At 47.0% G+C, this 25,117-nt stretch carries 13 protein-coding genes; 5 read left to right on the top strand and 8 right to left on the bottom strand.

Annotation, left to right across the window (positions count from 1 at the left end; translation table 11 throughout):
- The first annotated feature begins 47 nt into the window (after positions 1–47).
- Positions 48–1,556, top strand: a complete 1,509-nt coding sequence (locus ACJJIP_RS01365; RefSeq protein WP_444946077.1) for a tryptophan halogenase family protein — start codon at positions 48–50, stop codon at positions 1,554–1,556.
- Between the two features lie 151 nt (positions 1,557–1,707).
- Here the strand turns inward: ACJJIP_RS01365 and ACJJIP_RS01370 are convergent, their stop codons facing one another.
- The 4 genes from ACJJIP_RS01370 to ACJJIP_RS01385 all read right to left on the bottom strand — a co-directional run bounded on the left by ACJJIP_RS01370 (position 1,708) and on the right by ACJJIP_RS01385 (position 6,457).
- Complete coding sequence (locus ACJJIP_RS01370; protein ID WP_020414371.1) at positions 1,708–2,007, bottom strand: hypothetical protein; 300 nt, start codon at positions 2,005–2,007, stop codon at positions 1,708–1,710.
- 43 nt (positions 2,008–2,050) lie between these two features.
- Complete coding sequence (locus tag ACJJIP_RS01375) at positions 2,051–3,961, bottom strand: VCBS domain-containing protein (RefSeq protein ID WP_444946078.1); 1,911 nt, start codon at positions 3,959–3,961, stop codon at positions 2,051–2,053.
- A 1,259-nt stretch (positions 3,962–5,220) separates the two neighbouring features.
- Positions 5,221–5,469, bottom strand: a complete 249-nt coding sequence (locus tag ACJJIP_RS01380; protein ID WP_020414375.1) for a hypothetical protein — start codon at positions 5,467–5,469, stop codon at positions 5,221–5,223.
- Between the two features lie 127 nt (positions 5,470–5,596).
- Positions 5,597–6,457, bottom strand: coding sequence for a DUF3014 domain-containing protein (locus ACJJIP_RS01385; RefSeq protein WP_020414376.1), 861 nt, complete (start codon positions 6,455–6,457; stop codon positions 5,597–5,599).
- A gap of 276 nt (positions 6,458–6,733) precedes the next feature.
- On the opposite strand from ACJJIP_RS01385, the gene ACJJIP_RS01390 reads away from it, so the two are divergent.
- Entirely contained in the window at positions 6,734–8,386 is a 1,653-nt protein-coding gene (locus ACJJIP_RS01390) for an alpha-amylase family glycosyl hydrolase (protein ID WP_020414377.1), read from the top strand.
- A 60-nt stretch (positions 8,387–8,446) separates the two neighbouring features.
- On the opposite strand, the gene ACJJIP_RS01395 is transcribed toward ACJJIP_RS01390, so the two are convergent.
- Positions 8,447–9,298, bottom strand: a complete 852-nt coding sequence (locus tag ACJJIP_RS01395) for a universal stress protein (RefSeq protein ID WP_020414378.1) — start codon at positions 9,296–9,298, stop codon at positions 8,447–8,449.
- 2,030 nt (positions 9,299–11,328) lie between these two features.
- Here ACJJIP_RS01395 and ACJJIP_RS01400 point away from each other — a divergent pair.
- Complete coding sequence (locus ACJJIP_RS01400) at positions 11,329–13,875, top strand: alpha amylase C-terminal domain-containing protein (protein ID WP_444946079.1); 2,547 nt, start codon at positions 11,329–11,331, stop codon at positions 13,873–13,875.
- Positions 13,876–13,963: 88 nt separating this feature from the next.
- Here ACJJIP_RS01400 and ACJJIP_RS01405 read toward each other — a convergent pair whose 3' ends face one another.
- The 3 genes from ACJJIP_RS01405 to ACJJIP_RS01415 form a co-directional block, all read right to left on the bottom strand.
- Complete coding sequence (locus ACJJIP_RS01405) at positions 13,964–17,080, bottom strand: FG-GAP repeat domain-containing protein (protein ID WP_444946080.1); 3,117 nt, start codon at positions 17,078–17,080, stop codon at positions 13,964–13,966.
- A gap of 302 nt (positions 17,081–17,382) precedes the next feature.
- Positions 17,383–19,314 carry an alpha-amylase family protein gene (locus ACJJIP_RS01410; RefSeq protein ID WP_444946081.1) on the bottom strand — a complete coding sequence of 644 codons (1,932 nt, stop codon included), beginning with the start codon at positions 19,312–19,314 and terminating at the stop codon, positions 17,383–17,385.
- A gap of 52 nt (positions 19,315–19,366) precedes the next feature.
- Positions 19,367–21,808: a glycoside hydrolase family 31 protein gene (locus ACJJIP_RS01415; protein ID WP_444946082.1), complete on the bottom strand. Its 2,442-nt coding sequence runs from the start codon at positions 21,806–21,808 to the stop codon at positions 19,367–19,369.
- Between the two features lie 184 nt (positions 21,809–21,992).
- Here ACJJIP_RS01415 and ACJJIP_RS01420 point away from each other — a divergent pair, with 184 nt between their 5' ends.
- Together ACJJIP_RS01420 and ACJJIP_RS01425 are read left to right on the top strand one after the other, a co-directional pair.
- On the top strand, positions 21,993–23,510 hold the full coding sequence (locus ACJJIP_RS01420; protein WP_020414385.1) for an MFS transporter: 1,518 nt from the start codon (positions 21,993–21,995) through the stop codon (positions 23,508–23,510).
- 166 nt (positions 23,511–23,676) lie between these two features.
- Positions 23,677–25,083, top strand: coding sequence for an alanine/glycine:cation symporter family protein (locus tag ACJJIP_RS01425; protein WP_020414386.1), 1,407 nt, complete (start codon positions 23,677–23,679; stop codon positions 25,081–25,083).
- Positions 25,084–25,117 lie beyond the last annotated feature (34 nt).

A 25,117-nucleotide genomic window follows, 5' to 3' on the forward strand; every position in this document is an offset into this window, starting at 1 on the left:
TCAAATGGCCCGAAAACAAGTGCGGTGCCGAATTTTTGAGAGTCGCCATGAGCAATCAATGTAAAAAAATAATTATTCTTGGCGGGGGTACCGCTGGCTGGATAACCGCCAATCTGATGGCGACCCATTGGCAGAATAAAGGGTTTGAAATCACCCTGGTGGAATCACCGGATATTGGAATTATCGGTGTGGGGGAGGGATCAACTCCGCCACTAAAGGGTTTTATGGAGACTATAGGGGTTAGCGAATCGGAGTGGATGCCTGCTTGTAACGCTACTTACAAGGTCGGTATTACCTTTAGGGATTGGTCGGTCAAACCGGGCTATACCGAGTATGTTCATCCCTTTGTCGGCCAGCCGGACCAATTTACTATCCCGGCATTTTTTCATAATAGTTATCTGCGAAGGAAAGGCGTTGACCTGGAGGGGCACCCGGACCACTTCTTTCTGGCAACTGAGTTGATCCGGCAAAAATTAGCTCCAGTCGCATCGGAAAACTTCCCCTTTGAAATTGCCTATGGCTACCATTTTGATTCTGGTTTATTGGGCCAGTTCCTGCGGCGTGTTGCAGAAAAGAAAGGGGTTCGCTATAAGGTGGCGACAGTGGCTGGCGCCATGCTCGATGCACAGGGGAATATTGATCACCTGAAAACTTCTGATGGTGAGGTACTCAAAGCGGATCTGTATGTGGATAGTTCCGGCTTTCGTGGAAGTCTCATACAACAATCCCTGAAAATTCCTTTTATTAGTAGCGCTGAGAGTCTGTTTAACGACTCTGCGGTTGTATTTGCTACAGACCAAAAAAGGGAGTATGCACCGCACACTATTTCTACTGCGATGAAATATGGCTGGGCCTGGAAAATCCCACTGACTAATCGCAATGGCAACGGCTATGTTTACAGTTCCCGCTTTGTCGATGATGACAAGGCGGAAACGGAATTTCGCGCTCACTTGGGACTGTTGGACAGTGATGTCGAGGCGCGTAGATTAAAGTTCAAGGTGGGTCGGGTTGCCGAACACTGGGCCAAGAACTGCCTGGCAGTGGGGCTCTCCCAAGGGTTTATTGAGCCTTTGGAGGCAACGGCGTTGGATATGGTTCAGGAAACCGTTGTGCGCTTTATAGAGGCCTATAACAATGGTGATCATACAGATAAGTATAGGGCTGACTTTAATGATCGTATCAGCGCTCGTTTTGATGCGGTACGGGACTATATTGTCTGTCACTACCGTATTAGTTCGAGAACAGATACGGATTATTGGATTGCCAATGGCACTAATGAAAAGATATCTCCCTCCCTGCGCTCAATCTTGATGTCCTGGATGGCAGGCAAGAATATTACTGATGAACTACTGGATCAAAAACTGGATGTCTATTTCCCGAATGTATCCTGGAATTGCCTATTGACTGGCAAGGGAATTTACCCGGGACAGGAGCAGTTACGTCCAGGTAATGAGTTGGCGAACAAGTATAAAATTGAAGAAATTATGGATTTTAATCGTCGCTGTGCCCTAAATTTTACCTCACATATTCAACAGTTGAAGTTACTTGTTTCGTAGATGCATTGCAATCCAGGGATGTTAAGAGCCCCGCGTAAAGCGGGGCTGGAGGTCAGTATAAAGCTGTAACTTCTTGGGCGCACTATATGTAGGCGTCCAGAGAGAAAAATTTAAATAGTCAGTGTTTACTATAGTAAATCGACAGGCTAACTTATTCCTCTCCCTCAGTCTCAAGTTTTTGGGTCTCCTTGATATGTAGCATCCGTTTTTTTCCGCGTTCACCGCGAATTTTTACTCGATCCCCAGTTTTCATACCCTTGCGCTTTAATTCTTCAGCTTCAATAAAGTAATAATGACCACTTTGCTCATCTTTGAGGGAAAAGCGTCTTTCTACCTTTCCCGTTTCAAAGTCTTCCGAAATAATTTCTTCCAAAGTGCCGGTTACGACCTCCTCTGCTTGAGCAAAAACGGCGAGTGTTATACCTGTGATCAGTGTCAAAACTCTAAGCATATTATTTATCCTTCCAATACTTTGTTAACTTTCTCTAAGGTAATTAGTTGTAACTCACTGTGATTACAGCAGATTTCTTGATTGAGTCGGATGATTTGTACGTAATTGTGAGTCCGATTTTTGAGTCAGTGAAGCTATCACCAACCTGCTCTAAAACTGCTACATGGTTGGACGTTCTACCATTGAGATAGTGAACGGTTACTGAATCTTCAAAGTGAGGCCTAGGATTCAGTATATCGTGAGCTACATGGTAGTTAACATAATAGTGGTTTTGTCCATTGCTGCTACCATTACTCTCTATTTTTAATTGCTGGGGAAGAGAGCCAGAAAGCTCTCCAGCAGTTAATTCAATGGCTTCGATTTCCACATCTTGGGATGAGCTGGAAACTTGTTCAACTGTTGTTGTGTACTCAGGGAAGAGGTTATACCACTTCATATATTCTCGATGCGCACTGCCAAATAATCTTGATCGAGAACGATTGCCCATTAATGAGCCATCAGTGCCATATTCACTATCTCCGCTATCGTTAGTATCACCATCATTATTGCTATCCAGGCCTGCATGGCTTAGGCCGATATTATGACCTAGTTCATGTCCCATAACATTTTGATCGGAGAAAGAGGCAACAAGGCTCATACCCCCTCCAACGCTGGCAACACCAGCTCCTACAAGACCAGCTTTGTAAGACGCGTTTGGATAAATGAAGACCTGATGACGCCAGTTGCGTAAGTTTAGTGGCTGGTTATTTTCGTCAACGAGATTATCACTAGCCCACTGGTAGGCTTTGTCACGCCATGTGAAGCCGTCATCTGTATATTCCCCTTCCCGGCCGGCCTCGGCACGGGCAACTGCATCTGCAATGCTTAATGTACCGCCGTTCTCGCTATCTGGAATATTGAAGACCACACAGTCAACAGAGGTATCCTCATTGCCTGGTTCGCCGTAACAGTAGTGCTGTAGAGACTTATCGTTGATTCTATGGCGTAGGAACTTTAACTGCCCAAAAGAGTTTTCTCTATAGGCATTATCCAGTGAATCTTTATCATTGAAGACAGTATTCGCTATGTGAGTAAGATCCCCCTGGTCTGTTGCCAGGCCATCAGAGAAGTTCATTAAAATAAATACTATACTACTCTCTGATGGGTCAATAGTGGCTATGGTAAAAGTAACAGATTGCTCTGTCCCGTCTGTTAATTGAAATGCAATGGTATCTTCAGCTGTTTCACCCTCTTTCAGGCTATCTGCATTGTTGTTTAGCGTAAACTCCCAATCTCCATTCTTTAGAAGTTTGAACTCACCATAGCTACCTGAAATAGTCTCCTCAGGAAATTCTGGAGTATTACCATCGACATCCTCTATCATCATAGTTCCGTTAGCATGCTCTCTGCTATTTACGATCATAGTAGCTAAGGGAGAGCCGGGATCAAAAGTGTAAGCGTCATCAGTACCTGTGACTGATATGGTAATAGTTGTTGTTTTTTCTGTGCTTCCAATGCCAATAGAAAATTCATCTGTAACCAGTTCGTTTGCATTTAGTGGATCAGCCAGATTACTTTCTAGGGTATAGCTCCAATTGCCATCTGAAGAGACTTTCAGGTTGCCATATTTTCCTTGAAGGCCAGTTTCCTCAAAGGTTTGATCTGTGTTGCCGCTATCTATCAATTGACCTGAAGTAGTTATTTCAACATTTTCTGTGACGCTACCCTCACCTCCACTGATTACTCCGTTACTATCTGTGTCATTGCCGGTATCAGTATCTGTATTGCCGCCAGTGCTATTGTCTGAACCGTCATTGCCATTATTGGAATCACCGTTATCGCCACTGCCATCACTTACGGGGTTATTGGCATTGTCATCGTCCGGACTCTGGCCACTGTCACCGCTGCCGCCACCGCAGGCTGTCAAGAAAACGGATAAACTGAAGACTGTTAGTAGTTTTAATGGCTCTCTCATAATTTCTTAATTAATTCGAATGTAGTTGATGAAAATTGAATCGAATTATAGGGAGGGTAAATTGTTATTCTGTGACGTCGGGTGTGAATTTAAGGTTCCGTTACAGATTATGAACAACCTTAGAGTTCGAAACAGTCGATTTCTGCCCATATGAGCCAATGGTAGGAAGGTGTTAGTGTGAGGGGAGAGTCACAAGCAGGGCACTCATCGTATTAACGTACTGAAACTATAAGTATTTTTTTAATGATCTTCAGTGGATAAATAACTGGTTATTGTTTCTCTGCTTTAGGATCACAGTTTTGTGATTTCTGACACCTCTCTAATGTATGTTTTATGGTTGTATCTCGCTTTGTTCTATGGCTATTTTTAAATAACGCAAAGCTTTTACTTGATCGCTGTTACTGGAATACTTTTTACTGTATACCTTTGCTAGTTTAAGAGATGAAGTAGCATGCCCAAGTCTGGAAGACTTCTTATAGAGTTCTATTGCGCGATCCTGATTTCTGTCTACCTCTAGACATTCTTCAAGCATGCGAGTTTGATTAAAATAACCTCGTGAAAATTAATTTTCCGTTGCTCGCTCAAACGATTGGAGAGCGTTGAGGTAACCCTTTAGCCTATATTTGGGATTTGAGTAGATCAAGACCAAGTTTTGCATTGCCACTGCCGAGCCGCCCTCTGCTGCCTGAGAGAGGAGCTCGATTACCAGCCCGAGGTCCTGCTCCACCTCCTGACTACCCTGATAGAGTGAACCTAGATTATAACTGGCCCTGACAGAACCCTGTATTACAGCATACTGATTCTTTTCCGCTGCATGCTGATAGTTCTGTTTTACACCAGCCCTAAGGCAGTGCTGGTAAGGTATTCCAGATTATTTGTCTTGACACAGAGAGCCTACCGGTCGTAGGCGTTTTCGTGGTTGGTCTGTACTAGATTTCCATTGGCATTCAGAGCGCCCATGTAAAACTGATCTTTGATGCATCGACATTTGGCGGTAGCTTCTTAGTTTTTCGGGGCTAGCTGTCCATTTTTTGCTGGTTATGCAATTTGTTTTTGGCGATATATGCACTCAGTTAGAGAGCGAGAGGAAATCCTGAATTGGCGGATTTATTCAGATATTCAATCCCCTTGCTGTTATGATCTTTATCGCTTATTTCAAGCAGATAACTGCCATAATGAAAATAAGCAGCGGGAAAATCTGCTTAAATAATCCTTCAATATTTTCCCACTGGCCAGTTGTGCTCCACAATTTCACTGACCTAAAGCTGGTACAGTGGCTGCATAGTGGCTTGGAAATAATACTTCTGTTCTTGTCCCTGGTGCAGTATCTGGGACTTGGATAAATGCACACGCACATTGTCTTCTGGTGGCCGCCCGGATTTTACTGGTGCCAGCTCTACTACCCATTCTGGAGCCGGTGCAAAATGTATTTCCAGGGTTGCGTGCGCGACCGAATCAATGAGGATAAGTGCGACAGCCAGCGGCCTGCCGGGGGCAAGATATTTCAAAGTGGGCCTCTATAGGCTTGTTAGCAGGGGCTTTATCGGTAAGAAGGAGATCAGGGGGCGAATAAGATATTGAGAGAGGGCTTTTATTAGCCTGTGCCAGTAGGTTGGCACAGGCTGGTTATGGGAATTACTGGTTTTGTTCCTGTTGGGGCTGTTGTACTGGTATGGCCTGTAGCTTTTCCTTTAGCTCTTTGAGTTTTTCTTTAACTCGTGTGGCGTTATCTGGACCCATACGGATCATCAATTTCTGCACACCGGGCAGTTTTTCCAGTGAAGGGTCGGCAAATTTATAGTAAACCGACGGACGTACCAGCTGGATAGGGCCCTCTACTTCCGGTGCTGCCAGCACTTGGTCAATGGCTTCAAGTACTACTTGGTGGAAGCTTTTATCGCGGATACCCAGTTCACCCCAGGCTTGGGACAAGCGCGGATACCAGTATTGATAGAGACCTACCGCCATATCGGTGTTCATCAGGGCGAAAATTCGCACGGGTTGATCGTAGCGGCGATAGTTATCCGGAGATAACTGGTAGCCTTCCATAGATGAGCCATCGACAATAATCGGGCCGCGAATTGTTTTGAGTGGGCGATGCTTGTGGATCAATTGGCCGCGTGAGCCTGCATTGGCAGCGGCTACCCATTTGCGGACTACCTCCTCGGACACCAGCCAGCGGGATAGTGCGTTATCTGGTGCCAGGGTCATCAGGTCATCATAAGCGGCTTTGTCACTCTCGTTGAGTGGAGGAGGGGGTTCTCTACCGGGTTCTTCTGCCGGTGCGGGTTCTTGGGGTTCTGGAATGGGTGCGGCCACTTCTGGCTGCGCCATTGTTTCCGGTTCGGGGGTGGTTTGGGGCTCTTCGATTACTTTGGTGATGGGAACTTCATTCTTCTTTTCCTCGCCGGTCCACAACCAATAGGCTGCCGCGGCGACGACAATCACCACAATAATTCCGATGATCCACCCTTGCCTAGACTGGTGTTCCGACATTCCCTGCCTCCTTTTTGCTGCTATCAGAATGTAACGGTTGGACCACGATAAAGCCCTGCGGTTTCTCCGTGGTGTATGAGTTTTACATTACTCTCCGTTGCAGCCAGTCGCAAAGGGGAATTGTGCTTTCATGAGGCTTATGGTGAAAAAGGGATATTAACCGGACGCTGCGGTCGCAATAGCCCGAATCTACGCCCCCTAGCAGGAGGATGTGTGTTTTACTGTGCATATTAGAGTGCAATGGGCAAATAGTGAGCGGTGAGACAAGAGGAAATAATGTATAAATTGACCAGCTTTTTGATGGCCTTGCTATTGGGAGCCGCGCAAGCTGCTGTAGCTGTCGAGCCGGTAGATCCTTTCTGGCGTAATGCTACTGTCTACTTTATGTTGCCGGATCGCTTTTTGAATGGCGACACCAAAAATGATTTCCCCTACGAACGGAAAGCTGACGCAGCTTATTTGCGCGGCTTTGAGGGCGGTGACCTGCGTGGGGTGATAGAGAAAATTGAGGAGGGATATTTTAATGATCTCGGGGTGGATGCTATCTGGATGGCTCCGGTGATTGAGAATATCCACGGCTATAACGAGTCCGATAAGCGCACTTATGCTTTCCATGGATACTGGCCCAAGGATTGGACCGCTGTGGATGCAAACTTCGGTACTGAGGCCGAGTTAGCGGAGCTGATTGAAGTCGCCCATAACCGCGGTATTCGCATACTAATGGATGTGATCATTAATCATACCGGGCCTGTTACGGAACAAGACGCGAAATGGCCGGCTTCCTGGTTGAGAAATGGTCAGCAGTGTGACTGGTCTGATTACGCCGGGAATGTTGAATGTGCGATACACGAGAACCTCACAGATATTCTTACGGAAAGTGAAGATGCTGTGGCGTTACCGCCGCAGTTGCTTGAAAAGTGGAAGGATGAGGGACGCTTGGAGCAGGAGCAGAGTGAACTGGATGCATTCTTCGAGCGTACAGGTTATCCCCGTGCGCCCAAGTACTATCTGATCAAATGGCTGACAGACTGGGTGCGTGAGTATGGGGTGGATGGTTTTCGTGTGGATACAGTAAAACATGTAGAGGCAGAAGCCTGGGCAGTATTGAGAAAAGAAGCAGATCTGGCACTGGCGGAATGGAAAGCCAGAAACCCGCATAAGAAACTTGATGACCGTGACTTCTTTATGGTGGGGGAGGTCTATCACTTTGGGGTTAATAACTTCGGTCCCACAGTTGGGCGTGCCTACAATTACAATGATAAGAAAGTGGATTTCTACCGGCATGGCTTCGACAGTTTGATCAATTTTGACTTCGCCCAAGTTGCCGGCCAATCTGCTGAGGAGATCTTCTCCAGCTATTCAGTAGCACTAAATAACGGAGACTTGAAAGGTTTAGGGGTACTCAACTACTTGGGTTCACACGATGATCACCATTCATTTGATCGTGAGCGCGAGCAAACTGTGAGTGCTGCTACCAAGTTGATGTTGGCTCCCGGTGCGGTACAGATTTATTACGGCGATGAACTGGCTCGCCCCATGATCGATGATCGTGCCTATGGAGATGCCTCCATGCGTACCAGGATGAACTGGGATGACCTAAAAAAGCCTGAGACCCGTAAATTATTGGCTCACTGGCAAAAGCTCGGCCAGTTCCGCCAAGCCCACCCAGCGCTGGGTGCTGGTGTGCACAAGAAAATCGCTGATATACCTTACACCTTCGCTCGTACCTTATCCGGCGAGCAATCGGTCGTAGTTGCTATGGATCTGCCTCGTGGAGAAAAGACTGTCTCTGTAGTGGGGGTTTTTGCTGATGGCACTGAGCTGACGGACTACTACTCCGGCAAACGTGCCAGGGTTAAAAGCGGTAGGGTAATGTTTGATACTCAGGCTGAGTTACTGCTGCTCTCGGCCAAGCCGAAGAAATCATAGCAAGCATAAGGCCCGGCAATTTTTCGATTGCCAGGCCTTAAAGGGCTTTATTAAAGCCGTTCAATCGTGTTTCATTTCAGTGGTAGTGAACTGGTTGCACACCATCACGTCCACGTCTAGCTGGCCGATCACTCGTTCGGCGGTGTTACCGCGCAGGAAGGAGCCGGTTTCACCGTACTGGTTCAGGGTTCCCATTACCACCAGGTCCGCATCAATCTCGCGGGCAATAGTTTCCACCACATCACTGGTATATCCCTGCTTCACGTGAATGCGGTGTGTTGGTACTCCGGTTTTGTCTGCGAGTTTGGCCAGCGCACCTCGATCCGGGTAAAGCATGGAATCCAGGTAGGCGTTTACCAAGTGCAGTTCGGCACCATAGTGACCGGCAATATAAGTAGCCCGCTCGCTGATCTGGCGATTTAGCTGGCGCTGTTCCAGGGTTTTAGCCTGGTAGTTCACGGTGGCCAATACCACTTTTCGCTCTTCCTTGGCGCCAGGACGGATTAGAACCACTGGGCAGCGTGCAGTTTTTAATACCTGCCACTTGGACTCGGCAAAAGTAAAGCGGCGGCTGGATTTTGCGTGTACCGGCAAATAGATCATTTCCGCATTGTAGCGCTTGGATTCCTGCACAATGGCTGCTTGCCAGTCGCTGGACCAGCATACAGTAATTTCACAGGATAGCCCTGCTTCGGAAATAGGCTCGCGGATTTGCTCGCGAAACCAGGATTCATCACGAAAGAGGTGGTCGTTTACTGCGCGCGTATCTACAGCCTCACCATCAACGGCTACAAACACTGCAAGGCGCGGTTGTGGATTGCGCCCGCGGGAAGTGGTCAGAGCTCGCTCCAGAGCTACATGCTTTTCATCGTTGGGGTCCACTACCACGAATACGGTGCTTTGCTGCTCCATCTTTCCTCCAGATCAAAGGGTATTTCTGGTCCCTGCCTTATGCAGTTGACTCTTGGGTCTAATCTATCACGGGGCGATAGTGGCGCGGAGATTTTGTTATTGAAATACGTAGAAATATGCGCCATTTGGCCCTGTTATCGGCGCATAATGAAGCAATGGGGGAAGCACGTATTGAGTTAGATCAAGTTGAGTTGCCAGCAGGGCTATCCTCTGGGGCTATCGATACAATAATCACTATCTGGCTGAAATACATTACTCAGCTATTAGTGATGGCAGTATTTGTTAGGTATTGGCAATAGTTGCAATTACTGATTTGGACAGGCTCGCGACTTGTGCAGATTTTTTGGGGAATAGCTTCCCTGCGGGAGAAGGCTTCTATAACTGGGCAGTTGCTTTGCTTTAGACGGTTAAGAAGCAAGTCCAACATATCTAGAAGTGATTACCTATTTTAGTGCCGTTGTTTTTATACTAGGGTGCATGGTGCCGTATATGTTAGTTCAGCAGGGAGTGGCAATCAATTTGGTTAGGCATTTTACATTGATTTATTGACACCTTCTCTTCCAGTGAAAAATTTCTTAACACCCTGAATTTGCGGTAATTAAGCGTAATGTAGCGGGGCAACTCCCGAAGGGGCAAGAAAAGCCGTTTGTTAAAACTCACTGGGAGTATTCGCAGTCTATTTCTGCCAAAACAGAGTAGGTAGGGTCACCATAAATTTGCCTAACTTTACATAATGATAGTGATCCCTGGTATTCCTCAAAATCTTGATGAAGCTGATTTAGCAATGCTTGTTCTATGTTGCCTTTAGATTCTTCTAATTGTGCCCTAAGGTGGAAGCTATTTGGCTTGTACTCAATAAATTGATTGCTCCCTGCTCTATCTTCGAACCTGATGTAGCTACTTATCTGATCATGTATTAGTAGGTAACCATAAAAAGAGGATGCTGAAAGAATACAAGAGACAAAAACTATCAGAGAGAATTTCTTTAAGCTCACCGTATTTATCATGTTTTAACGCTTTGAACAAACACACGCGTTAGTATGCCTGTTTGTTTAGATATGTTAATGGTTGTTCGATAGCTTATTACGCCAGTCCCTATTGAGACATTCAGCTTGAAGGTTAAAGCTGCACCTGCTCAGTATAGGGGTTCGTTTCCTTTGGTGGATAAAAGTCATTCTTGTTCCTCCTTAAGCCGTGGGTCACAGGAAATTATACTTTGCTCAATAGTTTTTGATAATTGCGGCTTGGAGCTTTTTATTACCTCACTTATCTCCCACTTAAACTAGGAAGAACTTGTAGTTCTAAGCCTTGCCAGAAAGACAGCATCAGAAGAACTATATTGTTCTGACATTTTTGAAGTTTCACTGCCTGAGTATGCAAATGCATACGTGCCAAGCAGGCTGCTAAAAAAGAGAAGTATGACTCTCACATGTTTTGTGATCATTAACGTCCGTAGTTGGGCCTGGCTTGGCGCTTAGCGGAAAGCCGGTCGACAAGCTAAGTTTGTTTTTTGAACAGTACAGAGCTTCACTTGTCGCTAATTTCAAACCTCTGCAGATAAAGCTACTACGCCCCCCTGAAGGGGGATGTATGCATTAGTACCACTTCTTTACTCTGCTATAGGTCGTTCTTCATGGAGGGTGGCCCATTGTACTGGAGTCACTGGGTTAGAAGCACTTATTAGGGTTAAATATAACAACGATAACTAGGTTTAGTTATCTCTCAGGTTGTCATTTCCCGGCAATCATTTGCACTCACTGATGCAAGTCATTCGCTTGGTTGGATTCAACTGGTGAGCATTTGCTGTGAGTACTTAGTAAATTGAACCTCATATTGATTGTTATGCATTAGCTTCTTTTATCTCTGTTGGGAAGCTCTCCTGAGCTTTAAGGCTTGCTGTTTCTAAAGTGGTGACTTTGGTATTTAAATTCAGGAAATCTTGCTCCCTTGACCTGCCGTTTGTGTGATTGAGGGCTCAGATACCTGGATTAAAAAAATAACAGCGAAAAGATGACTAAGAGAAAGCAATAATGAACAATCCATTTCCCCTAAAAAGGCTACTGGCCAGTACGGGCCTTGTGCTTGGTACACTATCTAGTGCCCATGTTAATGCCGGTACCGCTTTTGTACATTTATTCGAGTGGAGCTGGAATGATATCGCCAGTGAGTGTGAGAACTTTCTCGGGCCTAAGGGTTTTGATGCGGTGCAAATATCTCCGCCCAATGAGCATATCAGCCTATCCACCTGGTGGGCGCGCTATCAGCCCGTGACTTATACCAACTTAACCAGTCGCAGCGGTACTGAGCAGGAACTGCAAAGCATGATCAACCGTTGCCATGCAGCAGGTGTGAAAGTCTACGCCGATGCGGTAATTAACCATACGGCGGCCTGGAATGGCGGTGGTACCGGTTGGGGGGGCACTCAGTGGACCTTGCTGGACCATCCGGAGTTTTCTTATAACGACTATCACTCCGATTGCACCATCAATAACTACAATGATGCCAATCACGTATGGAGCTGTAGGTTGAGTGGCTTGCCGGATTTGGATACCGGTTCCAGCTATGTACAGGGAAAACTGGCTGCTTACTTGAGTAAATTAAAAGGCATGGGAATTGATGGTTTTCGTATAGATGCGGTCAAGCATATGTCCCCAAGCGATTTACACGCCATTGTGAATCAAGCGGACAACCCCTGGGTCTTCTCTGAGGTTATTGGCGCTGCCGGCGAAGCTTCGGAAATTCAGCCTTACAATTACACTTTTTTAGGCAGTGTCACCGAATTCAAATATGGCACTGATGTGGCCAGTAACTTCAATGGTCAGATTAAAAATCTTGCCACTATTGGTGAAAGCTGGGGGCTGCTCCCTTCTGGCGATGCGGTACATTTTATCGATAACCACGACCGCGAGCGAGGTCATGGTGGTGGTGGTAATCTGACTTATCACGATGGGGCCAAATACAACCTGGCCAATGTCTTTATGTTGGCTCATCCCTACGGTTATCCTAAGGTAATGTCGGGGTATGACTTTACCGATACTGATATTGGTCCTCCCAGCAATGGCCCGAATAATTGTCAAAATGGCGCTTGGGTCTGTCAACACCGCTGGGGCAATATCGCCAATATGGTAGGTTTCCGTAACTATACCAACGGTACTGCCATGAACAATTGGTGGGACAATGGCAATAACCAGATTGCTTTTGGCCGCGGCAACAAGGGTTTTGTGGTGATCAATAATGAGGGGGGCTCCCTGAGCCAAAGTCTCTACACCGGCATGCCCGCGGGGGATTACTGCAATGTGTTGGCGGACGATCATGAATGCAGTGGTGATGTGATTACTGTGGATGGCAATGGCTATGCTACCTTTAATGTGGCTGCCAACTCTGCTGCGGCAATTCATGGTGGCCAGTTAGTAACACCTTGTGACGATTGCGCTGAACCTGGCTTCCCTAGCCTGTACTTCCGCGGTACTGCCAATAACTGGGGCAGTACAGCATTTGAACAGGTGGGCGATAATATCTGGCAGTTGGTAGTGAACTTTGACGGTCAGGCGGACCAGCGCTTTAAACTGGATATTTATGGTGATTGGGCCGAAAATTACGGCGATGATGGTGCCGATGGTACTTTGGATAAGACCGGTGCAGATATTTATACTTCTGTAAGTGGTAATTATCGAATCGAAGTCAATGATCAGAGCCTGAGCTATACCCTTACTGAAGTTTCCTCCCAGCAGGCACCGGTAGCGGTTGTCTCTCCCTCAGCAGTTACCGTTGCGATCAATCAAAGTATCACTCTGGATGCCAGCGCTTCTAGCGATACTGATGGCAGTGTGGTGTCCTATAGCTGGAGTAGTGGTGGCAGCAACGCCAGTACTTCCCTGAGTTTCGACAGTGCTGGTACCTATACAGAAACAGTGACGGTAACGGATAACGATGACCTGACGGATAGTGCCACTGCGACTATTACAGTGATTGATCCCAATGGAGGCTATGCACAAAACTTCACTGCACTGCATTTTCGGGGAACGCCCAATAGCTGGGGCACTCAGGCCATGAGTTTGGTAGCGGATAATACCTGGCGTACAACAGTCGTTTTTGATGGCAGTAGTAATCAGCGTTTCAAGTTTGATGTAAGTACTAACTGGGATGAAAATTACGGGGATAACAATGCCGATGGGTTTCTGGAGCAGGGCAGCAATGATATTTATACCAATGTGGCTGGTACTTATCTTGTTGAAGTGAATGATAAAACACTCAGTTACTCCCTAACCTGTGTGGATTGTGGCGGCCACGCCTCTAATTTTTCCTCCCTATATTTCCGTGGAACGCCAAATAATTGGGGAGCTGAGGCAATGCAGTTAGTGGCGGATAACCTTTGGGAAATTTCGGTTAACTTCGATGGTCAATCCCAGCAGCGTTTTAAATTTGATGTCAATGGTGACTGGAGTGAAAACTACGGCGATAACAATACCGACAAAATTCTTGAGCGGGATGGTTCTGATATTTACATCTCTGTTACAGGAATTTATACGGTGCGGATTAATGATCAAACGATGACTTACAATGTGGATGGTCTATAGATGAACAAATAAAGCAGGCCTTGCATTAGGCCTGCTTTATTTTTTCTTGCTTTAAATTGTCTATATATACAGAAAAGAATAGTTTAGGTTATCGAGTTACATTAATAGTGAGCTCCCCCGACAACCATGTTAATTCATAAATTCCATCTTTATTGGTGTCTGTAAAATTCATGTGCCTCCACGGAGAGGATGCCAATTCGGGTGATATGCTGATGGTTTTTCCAGTTTTGGGGTCCATTTCCGCAATGTAAACTGTATTGAATTTAGCTATAGCTAATAAAATGTTTCTGTGTGATAAGCCGTAGTTCTGTATCTGTATTGCATTAACCCGATCGACATCCGGAAGGTAAGCAACACTTCTCACACTTAAATCTTGATTTAATATCATCATCCAATGGTGGTTGTATTCGGGTCTTAAACCCATCGTGACAATAATTTCATCAATTGAATCTCCATCTATATCCCCCGTTTCTATAGGGTTGAACCATATGTCGTCAATATTTTCTGAAAATATTGGGTCTCTAAACTCATCTGGAGTATCGTTAATTTGGAATTGAAATACTGGGGATTGGTAGCTATTTTCTTCAGTTAAAATACTTATTTTGTCGTAGTTTGAGACAGCAATACCCATCTTCCCACTGTTGTTGATATTGAATAATTCTAGATGGTTGCCACCATCAGATGTATTACTCCAAATTAATTCATAAGTGTTTGCATTATAGGCTTGAAGAGATGAGTCCTCATTCGTGACTACGATGCTGCTTTCCGTATTATTGCCAAGTTTACCTACTACCATGTGCCTTGGATCTGACCCTGTGGCTTCTCCAGACCATATTATTGACTCTGAAAAGAAATCATAAATTCCAGGCCTTTCATTATTTACGAAAACTAGCTCTTTTATGCCGTCATCCTGTAAGTCTAAAAGTGTTAATTGAGTGTCATAATCATCGCCTTTTGGAAGATAGATTTCTGGGCTCAAAGAGGTTTTTCCGTTGCTTGAGTCTAAAGAAAATACATATGTGGGTTCATCTAGGGAATTCGAAAGAACTAAAGCGTGGATCTCAGAAGTATTAGACTCATGTTGTTCTATAGGAAGCATGTAGCTGCGGAAGTTGGGTGCTCTTTCATCTGAATTCCATTCTAACTGGAGCTTAGAGTCTCCTGGATTTTCTGAGAAAATTGCCAAATTCTTTCCATCGTAATAAAGATACTCCAGTTCTGGATCTCCATCCATATTGAAAATCATCACATTTGAGGAGAATTGATTAGGTATTGTTCTTTCTCCTGTTAATAAGCTGGTAAATTGGAGAGTATCTGGGCTAAAGGAATATACTACTGGGAACGAACCTGATGTCGTCACAAACCTTGCAGACGTTTCCTCTGGAGATTGGATGATGCGAAAATAATCTATGGAACCCGGATTCTCAGCGATTATGCTTTTCGTTGTAGTGTCGTACGCAGTAAGATATCCGGTGTCCGGGTGAATTCCAATAATTTCCTCTACCCCATCCATATTTATATCTGCTGTTTCTATACTACGCCATTCTCTAGTAAAACCATTCTCATAGTGCCAAGCTGTTTTATAACTATTTCCATCACGGTCCAATAGAAAGCCATTACCGGTTACGATTTCCATTTCATCATCAAGGTCTAAATTACCGATGGTAAAATTAGTCCCTAGGGCTAGTGATTCTGACTGCCATTTAATTGAAAAATCTGTGCTGTCCAGAATGACTAGTTTTTCTTTGCGCTGATAACTGTCAGGTACTGGAAAAGGGGAGGTTGTGGTTTGGACTAATAGAATGATCTCTAAATTTGGGTCATTGTCCAGATTGTAAACCTTGATTTCATGAATATCGTAACCATCAACACTTGAAATTTTCGCAGGCTTAAAATTTTCATTGAATTTATACAGGCCTAATTGGGGCGGGTCTCCTACCAAGGAGTTATAATATTTTAACCCTACCAATATTTCATCTAGGCCATTGCCATCGAAGTCGGCAGAGGCAACAGATGAAATAGTTGATGCGGGTGAAAGACCATCATTATAGCTGCTTATCGAGAAAGGGTATTCCCAGTTAATTGCGAAATCAGAACCGTCATATCCCCAGATAGAAAGTCGCCTGCTGTTCTGACTGGTGGACAATACTTCTTGTGCTCCATCTCCATCAAAATCTCCAACAGTTGATAATTGAATCTTAGAAAATATATTTGAATGGCCTCTTGCAAGTGGAAATTGCCGATTCTGGTCGAGTACTTTAATTGTTCTGCTTTCACTATGTGAATATTCTGATTGGGTCAGTAGAATTTCCCAAGTGACATCCATCTCCGTATCGAACATAGGCCCAGTTGGCGTCCAACTGACCATACCACTTTCATCCATTTCCATACCATTGGGGCGTGCTTGAAATTCAAGCGTGAATGGATCGTTATCAAAATCTTCAGCTACTATTTGAAAAGTGGCTTCAGCACCATATTGTGCGGTTTCCGGCATATTGACAATAGTCAGTACAGGCAGGGAATCTTGTACCTCAGTGCTGGCAGATAGCTCGGTAGCTAGATCGCCATCTGAGGCGATTAATGTTACTGTTATTTGGTCATCTTTTGAAAAGTAGTCCGAAGGTAATGTATCTGTTGTTACACCGATAACTTCTTTTTGGTTAACTGACCACCGATACGTGGAGGTTATCTGATCACCATCCTCATCAGAGACTGTTGAAGTAACTTTTAGATCCGGCTGGGTAAAAACAGGCAAGTTAATAAAACTTAGGTTCTCGATAACCGGTGTTCTATTTTGAATAGTAATAGATGCGGTTTGCGTTACCGTATCTTTGCCATCGGTGACAGAAGCTTCTACAAGAATATTGTCGCCGCGGTTAAAGTAGGCAGGTTCAAGGTTGCTATTGGTTGCTTCACCAATAACTTCTTCGTTATTTTTCCATATATAACTGACTTCCAGCTGGTCACCGTCTTCGTCGGTTGCATCTAGCTGAATAGAGAGGGGTGTATCGTTATATGCCTGTTCAGGTGATAGTAATAAACTATTGATTACAGGAGGAGTATTGTTTGCTCCATCCCCTTGACCTGAGGAGGGCTCACTATTAGAGCTACTGTTGGATGACCCTCCTCCACAAGCGGTCAATATTATAGACATAGTTGCCAGATTAATGAGTTTAATCCAGGGTTTATTAATATATATACTCACATTGTCCTCCATGTATCTGCAGCAATAATCAACATGATTTCCCTGTAACTGGTTCGAGTGTCTCAATTATTAGTATTCTATTAGCTAATATTATTGGAATCGATGCATGTTATTTGTAATGGGAGGCAAAATAAATAATTTTTTATTTCTTTAAGTAATTGTTGACTGTTTCACAGTTTTTCGATGCGTATATCTGGTTTTAAATGGGGGATGTGAATGATTTCCAGAAAAGAAATAGCCAGAAATATGATTTTTATCGATTCTGAATTTTTGGGGAGTGTCCACTCCCCGATATAATTTCACTAAATATTTGTTGGTGAATTTTGAGGTGATGCACTTGAAATGTGGAATATGTTACTTTCAAAGGGCTTTAGTTTAAAGTGAATCTTCCCTAGCCTGTTATTTATTAGGAGATTTATCGTCCTATCAGAAATCTGGCCCTTAACCTGATACACTCCATCTTTCAAATTCCATTTACGAAGTAACCCTTCTGGTAAAACAAAATCAAATTCAGAATGTCGACTGCTGAAGTTGGCTATTACCAATAGTTTTTCACATTTGTCCCAGCGGGCAAAGGAAAATTGCTTTTCCCCATAGCCAGTACTTTGCTTGCGATTGTAGTTATGCAAATCTAAATAGTTACCACGTAAGGCAGAGCTTTGCTTGGAGAAGTTGAGCAGGCGCTGGTAGAAGCTGCGCAATTCTTTTTCTTCTTTTGTCAGCAGAGCAGTGTCAAAAGCGCCCTCATTATTCCAGCGGCGCACACTGGGTACTGACCAGTAGTCGAAAATGGTGGTGCGGCTGGCTTTACCGAAGCCGGCATCTTTGTTGGCGGGTTCTCCTAACTCCTGGCCAAAGTAAACCAGGGTAGGGGCTGGAGAGAGCGCGGCGGATACCAGCATTGCAGGTTTGCCTGCCTCTGGGTTGCCAGAAAATTGTGGGCTGGCAATACGCTGCTCGTCGTGGTTCTCCATAAAGCGCAACATATGAGAGGAAATATCTACCAGGCCTGCCTGCACCTCTGCGATTTTATCTGTACTGCCCTTGTTCTCCATGACCGCGCGAATAGCGTCGTAGGTGCCGACTTTATCGTAGAGGTAATCCATTTTGCCCAGGTGCAGATAGTCCCGGTAGCGCTCCGGAGTATAGATTTCGGCAAGTAACAGTGTGTTGGGGTTGCGCATTTTGATGGAGGAATTCAGGTAGCTCCAGAATTCTACCGGTACCATACCGGCCATATCATAGCGGAATCCATCCACGCCAAAGTCCAGCCAGTAGTGGGCGATATCGCGGAATTTTTCCCAGGTGTCCGGGACTTTCTTGTCTGCCCAAAACTGGGCGTGGGCCCGGTAGTCGCGCTCGGCATATTCCTGGGGTAGCTCAGAAAAATTCTTGCTGTCATCGGGGCGAACGCCAAAATTAATTTTGACCGTTTCATACCAGTCGTGCATGGCAGGTTGTGCACTGCGCGCGCCATTACCGGTCCATTTCGCTGGACTCTCTATAAACTGCCCATCGACAAGATCATTGACTTCGCCATTGAGTGGCTGATAACTGTCTTCTGCAACGGGCACGCGGAAGTCTTCGCCCACCACATAGTAGAAATTGTTGTTGCGGGCGTAGGTGACCTGGGTGTTGTCGCCAGCTCCAAAATCCTGTACGCCTTGGGGTTTATCGAGAGAATGATAGGCGCGGGCTACATGGTTGGGCACTATATCGATAATCACTTTCAGACCGGCCGCGTGGCTGCGTTCCACCAGTGCGCGGAATTCCTGTAATCGCTCTGCTGGGTTATTGGCCAGGTCCGGGTTTACGCTGTAGTAATCCTTGATGGCATAGGGAGAGCCGGCGCGGCCTTTAACCACGTCTGGATCATCGTTACTGATACCGTATTCCGTATAGTCGCCAACGAGCGCGTGGTGCAGGGCACCGGTGTACCAGATATGGGTGGCGCCCAGCGCGTGGATTTCATTCAGTGCTTTTGGGGTAAAGTCGGAGAACTTACCCACACCATTCTCTTCGAGTGTGCCCCAGGGTTTGTTGGTGCTGTTAGTGTTGCCAAATAAGCGCGGCAGCACTTGGTAGATAACCGCTTTTTTCTCTGCAACTTTTTCAGCGGGCTGTATTTCTTCCGGGCCGCTCTCCTGGCTGCAGCTGGCAGCGCCGAATAGAGCAGCACCTAGTAATGAAGCCGAAATGAGTTTGGCAATAAACAGGGAATGTAACTTCTTCATTGTTTCCTGATGACTTTAAAAGTTTTTAGTCAGTGAACAGCGGTTTGCTGAATTATTGATTTTTGAGCGTTAAATCCAGCGGTTCTTTATGCCAGTCAAATTTAATCAGCAGTTGCTGCTTGCGCCTGTTGTACCAGGCCCCACGGGGTGTCTGAGCAAGGTCTTTTTCACTGTCGAAAATAGGCAGGGATTTGCCGGTAATATTGAGCTGCACGGGCACTTGTTGCCAGTTGTGAATCTTTAAAGTGACCTTGCGGGACTCCGGCATACCGGTATAGCCCTCGCCTTCACGCCTAAAGGAAAAGGATAAACCCTGCTGTTTGTTTTCTGCTGAGAAATGCAGCTTCTCGTATTTGCCTTTTTCAAAAGCTTGCGCGGTAGCACCATCATCCTCATAAACATAGCGCTCAGATTTTGCTGCTGATGGGTGCGCGTAGTAATCCAAGGTCAGGTTTTTACTGGAGTAATCACGACTGCTGTGAATACCGTCAATGGTGGGAATAATGGCGCCGGCCCGCACCAGTACAGGAATAGTTTTCAGGTTCACTTCTACCAGGGCCTGATCGCCAGAATATTGTTCATCAGTCCAGTAATCGAACCAGGTGCCGCCGGGCAGTTTTACCGCGACCTCATCCACATCTTCTTCCACGACTGGGGCAACGAGGAAATCCTGACCCCACAAGTAAGCATCCTTGTAGTCCAGTAGGGACAGATCACTTTCGTTTTCGAAAAACAGCGGGCGCATCAACGGTATGCCGGTCTGGCTGTTTTCGAAGGCGAGGGTGTAGTTGTAGGGCAGCAGGCGATAGCGCAGTTTTACATATTCGCGCAGGATGTCGCGGGTGCGGCGGTCGTGGAAAACTGGCTCGGAAGCAATATGCTCCTGGGCGTGCGGGCGGTAAACCGGTTGGAATACGCCGTACTGTAACCAGCGGATGTAGAGTTCACGGTCAAATTTCTCACCACCGGCAAAGCCACCCAGGTCTGAATGGGTGTAGCCAAAGCCCAGCAAGCCCATACTCAGAGCCAATTCCACCTGGGGCTGTAAGCCACCCCATTCCCGAGCAACGTCGCCGGTCCAGGGGATCATGCCGTAGCGCTGGGAGCCGGCAAAACCGGCGCGCATCATAATAAAGGGGCGGCGTTCAGGGTGTTTTGCCGTTTGGCGTTCGTGTAGTAATTGTGCCCAGGCGTGGCCGAAGGCGTTGTGGATTTCATCGGCCATACCGATTGCGTGAACGGTATCGGAGGGGTGAACTTCCGGTTCACCCAGGTCGCCCCACCAGCCGGCTACGCCCTGTTCCAATAACCCGTCGTAAATATTCCAGAACCAGTCGCGGCCATCTTCGGAGAAGACATCAATCAAGCCGGTATTGCCGAAGTAGAAATCAAAACGCTTGGGCTCTCCGGCCAGGTTTTTGGCCAGGGCATTATTCGCCACGGCTTCCTGCCAGCGCTCGGAGGTGGAGAGGACAAAAGGCTCGGTCACCAGAATGGTATTGATGCCGCGTTTTTTAAGGTCGGCCATCATCTTTTCTGGTTCGGGAAAGGCTTCCTTGTCCCAGGCCAGGTTGCCCATATGGCCTTTGATATCCGGGCCAAACCAGTAGAGATCCAACACCAGGGCGTCCAGGGGGAAATCTTCTTCGGCAAACTTATCCACGGTTGCGCGGACTTCGGCTTCGCTGTGATAGCCAAAGCGGGAGGCGAAGTTACCCAGGGCCCAACGGGGTGGCAGGGGCTGTTTGCCGGTGGTGGATACATAATTTTCCAGCAACTGTGGATAAGTCTCACCGGCTACCACGATGTAAGCGGTGCGCCCGGCTACGGCTTCAAATTGCAGGATATCTTCTTCGTTTGCGCCCAGATCCAGGGTGCCGGTGGCAGAGTTGTCGAACAGCAGAATGTATTTGTTGCTGGACAGTACTGCAGGCAGGGAAAAATACATCTGGTTGGATTCGGTGGTGTACCCGTAATGGGCACGGTTATACAGGGGCAGGCGTTGACCGCGACGGTCCATCCCCATAACCCGCTCTCCACCGCCCAGTAGTTTTTCCTCTGGCGACAGTGCAAAGCGGAATCCGCGCATTGTCTCGGTGGCAAAGAAGCCGCTTTCTTCACTTAGGATTGGCTCTTTACCGCGAAAGTACTCAATTCGGAAGGGAGACTTGTGGATAATTGCTGTAAGGGAGCCAGTTTGGTAGATGAGCTTGTCCTCTCCGTCCCGCAACTGGGCCTTGAACGAACTTTCCGGCTTGTCGTCAATAGCAAAAGAAGGCAGCTGTTTGATACCTTCGCTGTGGTAGTGCAGGGAGAGTGCCGAAGGGCCGACCGGTGTAAGGGAGACCTCGCCATCATTTAATTGTATGGTAAGTGAGTCTTTGCTTTGCTGATGTGCCAGGTAACTTCTTGATTCACCGGCTACAGCGAGTACGCTCAAGCAGAGGGTGCTGGCAAGGGCAATTAGACGCAGAAGGGGCAGATTTGGGATCATCGCGCGGAACTTCAGTTGATTATTTGACTATTTGTGGCTGCAGGACCTGTGCGGGCACAGGGGACCCAAGCCTATGCTAAGGCACTATTTAGTGCTTGCATCCTCCCCCTGTGGGGAGGATGGAGACCTGAGGTTGGCGTGACAGAATGGCAAAATAAGCATAAATAGAGATGCGGTGATCCCAATGACCCAATCAGTAAACGGCGCCGCCGCGCCCCGGGCCCAACAGCCGAGCCTGCCCTTCTGGCAGGTATGGAATGTCAGCCTCGGATTCCTGGGAGTGCAGTTTGGCTTCTCCCTGCAAAATGCGAATGCCAGCCGGATCTTGTCTGATTTGGGAGCGGATTTACACTCGCTGTCACTTTTCTGGATAGTGGCTCCGCTGATGGGGCTTATTGTGCAGCCTATCGTGGGCTCTGCTTCGGACCGTACCTGGAGCCGTTTTGGGCGCCGCAATCCGTATATCCTGTTTGGTGCTATTGCCGCAGCTCTGGGTATGGCGTTTATGCCCAATGCTGGAATTGTCGTAGCTCTGGTGGCGCCAATTTTGTTCGGCGGTGTAATGCTGGCACTGATGGATGCCGCCTTCAATGTCACCATGCAGCCTTTCCGCGCACTGGTGGCAGATATGGTGCCCTCAGAGCAGCGCACCTTGGGATATTCCATCCAATCCCTACTGATTAATATCGGTGCCATTTTTGGCTCTATGCTTCCATTTATCCTCACCAATGTTATCGGCCTGGAAAATACTGCCCGTGCCGGCGAAGTGGCCCCTTCGGTGATCTGGGCTTTTTATATAGGTGCAACAGTATTATTGGGTAGTGTGCTTTGGACAGTTGTGCGTACCAAGGAATACCCACCGGAGCAGTACAATGCTTATAAAGGCCTTGATGCGGAGCAGTTGCAAAAAGAGCGGGAACAGAAAGGGACACTTTTACAGCGTTTGGGTGGCTTTTTCCGTTTGATGCTGAGTATGCCCCGCACTATGCGCCAGTTGGCCCTGGTGCAATTCTTCTCATGGTTCGCCCTGTTTATTATGTGGGTATACACAACCCCAGCGATTACCCAGCATGTTTGGGGAGTGGAAGCCAAGTGGTTTGATCCCGCTTACCTTGAAACTGTAAGTGAAATTCCCACGTATATCGCCGCAGCTAAGGGTGCGGCGGGTGACTGGGTGGGTATTATCTTCGCTGCCTATTCGCTGTTTGCTGCGTTGTTTTCGATTGTGTTGGCGAGGGTGGCTCAACTGCTGGGGCGCAGACTGACTTACTCACTATCTTTAGCGCTGGGAGGGTTGGGTTATATTGGGTTCTTGCTGTTTCAGGGTGGCGAGCCGACCGAGGTGAATCTGCTGATCACCCAGGTCTCTGTGCCCAGCGGTGCACTGGGTTTGTTACTGCCAATGATTGGTGTCGGTATTGCCTGGGCGGCAATTTTGGCAATGCCCTACGCGATCTTATCCGACACCCTGCCGGCAGATAAAACCGGTGTGTATATGGGAATCTTTAATTTCACAATTGCTGCACCCCAGATAATTTCTGCTTTGGTGGCGGGGCTGATCTTGAAGTCGGTGTTCGACAACCAGGCGATTTACATTATTGTTTTGGCCGGGGTGAGTATGCTGCTCGGTGCGGTATCAGTATTTTTTGTGCGGGAAACTGTAGAATCGGAAACTGAATTACGGGCTGGTACTACAGCTTAAATTAAATCCCTTTTTCCGCTAATAAGCCCCTTATTCAGGGGCTTTTTTATTGGTGTTAGTCTATCTGAATGGATTGGCCAGAAACTCTGGGGGAGCCCCTGGATTTTGACAGTTTGGTGCCTGTCTACCTAGACTGGCTCTGTCTCACAGAAAATTACAATCTCCTATGTCCTTTTTTAATGTAATCGAACAAGCTCTAAAGATCTTTGCCGATTTTGTCTGGGGGCCACCGCTGCTTGTCTTGCTAGTTGGTGGCGGATTGGCATTACTGCTTTATTCTCGCGGCCGACCCTATCGTCATTTGGGGCACAGTATCGGGCTGTTAAGTGGTCGCTATGATGACCCAAATGATCCAGGCCAGGTAAATCATAGCCAGGCACTATCTACAGCACTTTCCGGTACTCTGGGGCTGGGCAATATTGCCGGTGTGGCCATTGCCATTACCGCCGGTGGGCCGGGGGCCATTTTTTGGATGTGGGTTACCGCTTTGGTGGGGGTGGCTACAAAATTTTATACCGCGACCCTCGCCGTGATGTTTCGTGGCAGTGATACGAATGGGGAGTTGCAGGGTGGTCCCATGTATGTCATCCGTGAAGGTCTTGGTAAACGCTGGATGCCACTGGCTGTTTTATTTGCTGTGGCCGGATTGTGCGGCATGTTGCCGGTATTTCAGTCCAACCAGACTACTCAATTATTGCGAGAGTCTTTCGCCGAACCGCTGGGCTGGGTAGCACCGGGTGGTTCTCTGTTGTTTGATTTTATTATTGGCTTATTAATCGCTATTGCCTCAGCGTACGTGATTGCCGGGCGAATCCAGCGTATTGGCAAATTTTCCGAGAGAATTGTGCCAGGGATGGTACTGTTTTATTTCACCTTGACCCTGATTGTGATCGGAAATTTTTGGGAGCAGGTTCCAGCGGCATTTGCCCTTATTTTTAGTGATGCGTTTAGTGGCCAAGCGATTGCCGGTGGTGCTCTTGGTACAGTGATCACGATCGGCGTAAGCCGAGGGGCTTTCTCTAATGAGGCGGGTATCGGTACCGAATCATTGGCGCACGGTGCGGCAAAAACCTGCGAGCCGGTGCGCGAAGGCGTGGTTGCTATGTTGGGGCCTATTGTGGATACCCTGCTGATCTGCACCTGTACCGCCCTGGTAATATTACTTACCGGGGCTTGGCAGCAAGGTGAGGGTGTGGCTGGTGTGACTCTGACCGCACAGGCATTTTCTCAGGTGTTTGGCCAGTTGGGGCCCATTCTGTTGCTGTTTATGGTGTTTCCCTTGGCCTTTAGTACAATCGTTACCTGCTGGTACTACGGTATGAAGTGCTATGTGTTTCTTTTTGGCAGTCGCTGGCAGGGGCTTTATACCGGGCTCTATATGGTGCTGATTGTGTTGGGGGCGGTGGCGTCCTTGAGTGCAGTTAACAGTATTATTATTGGCATGTACGCTGTGATGGCCGTACCTACCATGGTATCTACACTGTTGCTGGCGCGACATGTTAATCGAGCTGCTCATGATTATTTCACCCGCATGGAAGTTTCAAGGCGGAAGGGGGCAAAAGTTTCCCAATAAAAGAAAAAGGCGAACTGTTAAGTCCGCCTTTTTA

This window comes from Microbulbifer variabilis, from assembly GCF_052467165.1.

Excerpts from the sequence above, each read along its gene's own strand:
- ACJJIP_RS01365 (WP_444946077.1), top strand. The coding sequence starts at position 48 with ATGAGCAATCAATGTAAAAAAATAATTATTCTTGGCGGGGGTACCGCT.
- ACJJIP_RS01370 (WP_020414371.1), bottom strand. The coding sequence starts at position 2,007 with ATGCTTAGAGTTTTGACACTGATCACAGGTATAACACTCGCCGTTTTT.
- ACJJIP_RS01375 (WP_444946078.1), bottom strand. The coding sequence starts at position 3,961 with ATGAGAGAGCCATTAAAACTACTAACAGTCTTCAGTTTATCCGTTTTC.
- ACJJIP_RS01385 (WP_020414376.1), bottom strand. The coding sequence starts at position 6,457 with ATGTCGGAACACCAGTCTAGGCAAGGGTGGATCATCGGAATTATTGTG.
- ACJJIP_RS01390 (WP_020414377.1), top strand. The coding sequence starts at position 6,734 with ATGTATAAATTGACCAGCTTTTTGATGGCCTTGCTATTGGGAGCCGCG.
- ACJJIP_RS01395 (WP_020414378.1), bottom strand. The coding sequence starts at position 9,298 with ATGGAGCAGCAAAGCACCGTATTCGTGGTAGTGGACCCCAACGATGAA.
- ACJJIP_RS01400 (WP_444946079.1), top strand. The coding sequence starts at position 11,329 with ATGAACAATCCATTTCCCCTAAAAAGGCTACTGGCCAGTACGGGCCTT.
- ACJJIP_RS01410 (WP_444946081.1), bottom strand. The coding sequence starts at position 19,314 with ATGAAGAAGTTACATTCCCTGTTTATTGCCAAACTCATTTCGGCTTCA.
- ACJJIP_RS01415 (WP_444946082.1), bottom strand. The coding sequence starts at position 21,808 with ATGATCCCAAATCTGCCCCTTCTGCGTCTAATTGCCCTTGCCAGCACC.
- ACJJIP_RS01420 (WP_020414385.1), top strand. The coding sequence starts at position 21,993 with ATGACCCAATCAGTAAACGGCGCCGCCGCGCCCCGGGCCCAACAGCCG.
- ACJJIP_RS01425 (WP_020414386.1), top strand. The coding sequence starts at position 23,677 with ATGTCCTTTTTTAATGTAATCGAACAAGCTCTAAAGATCTTTGCCGAT.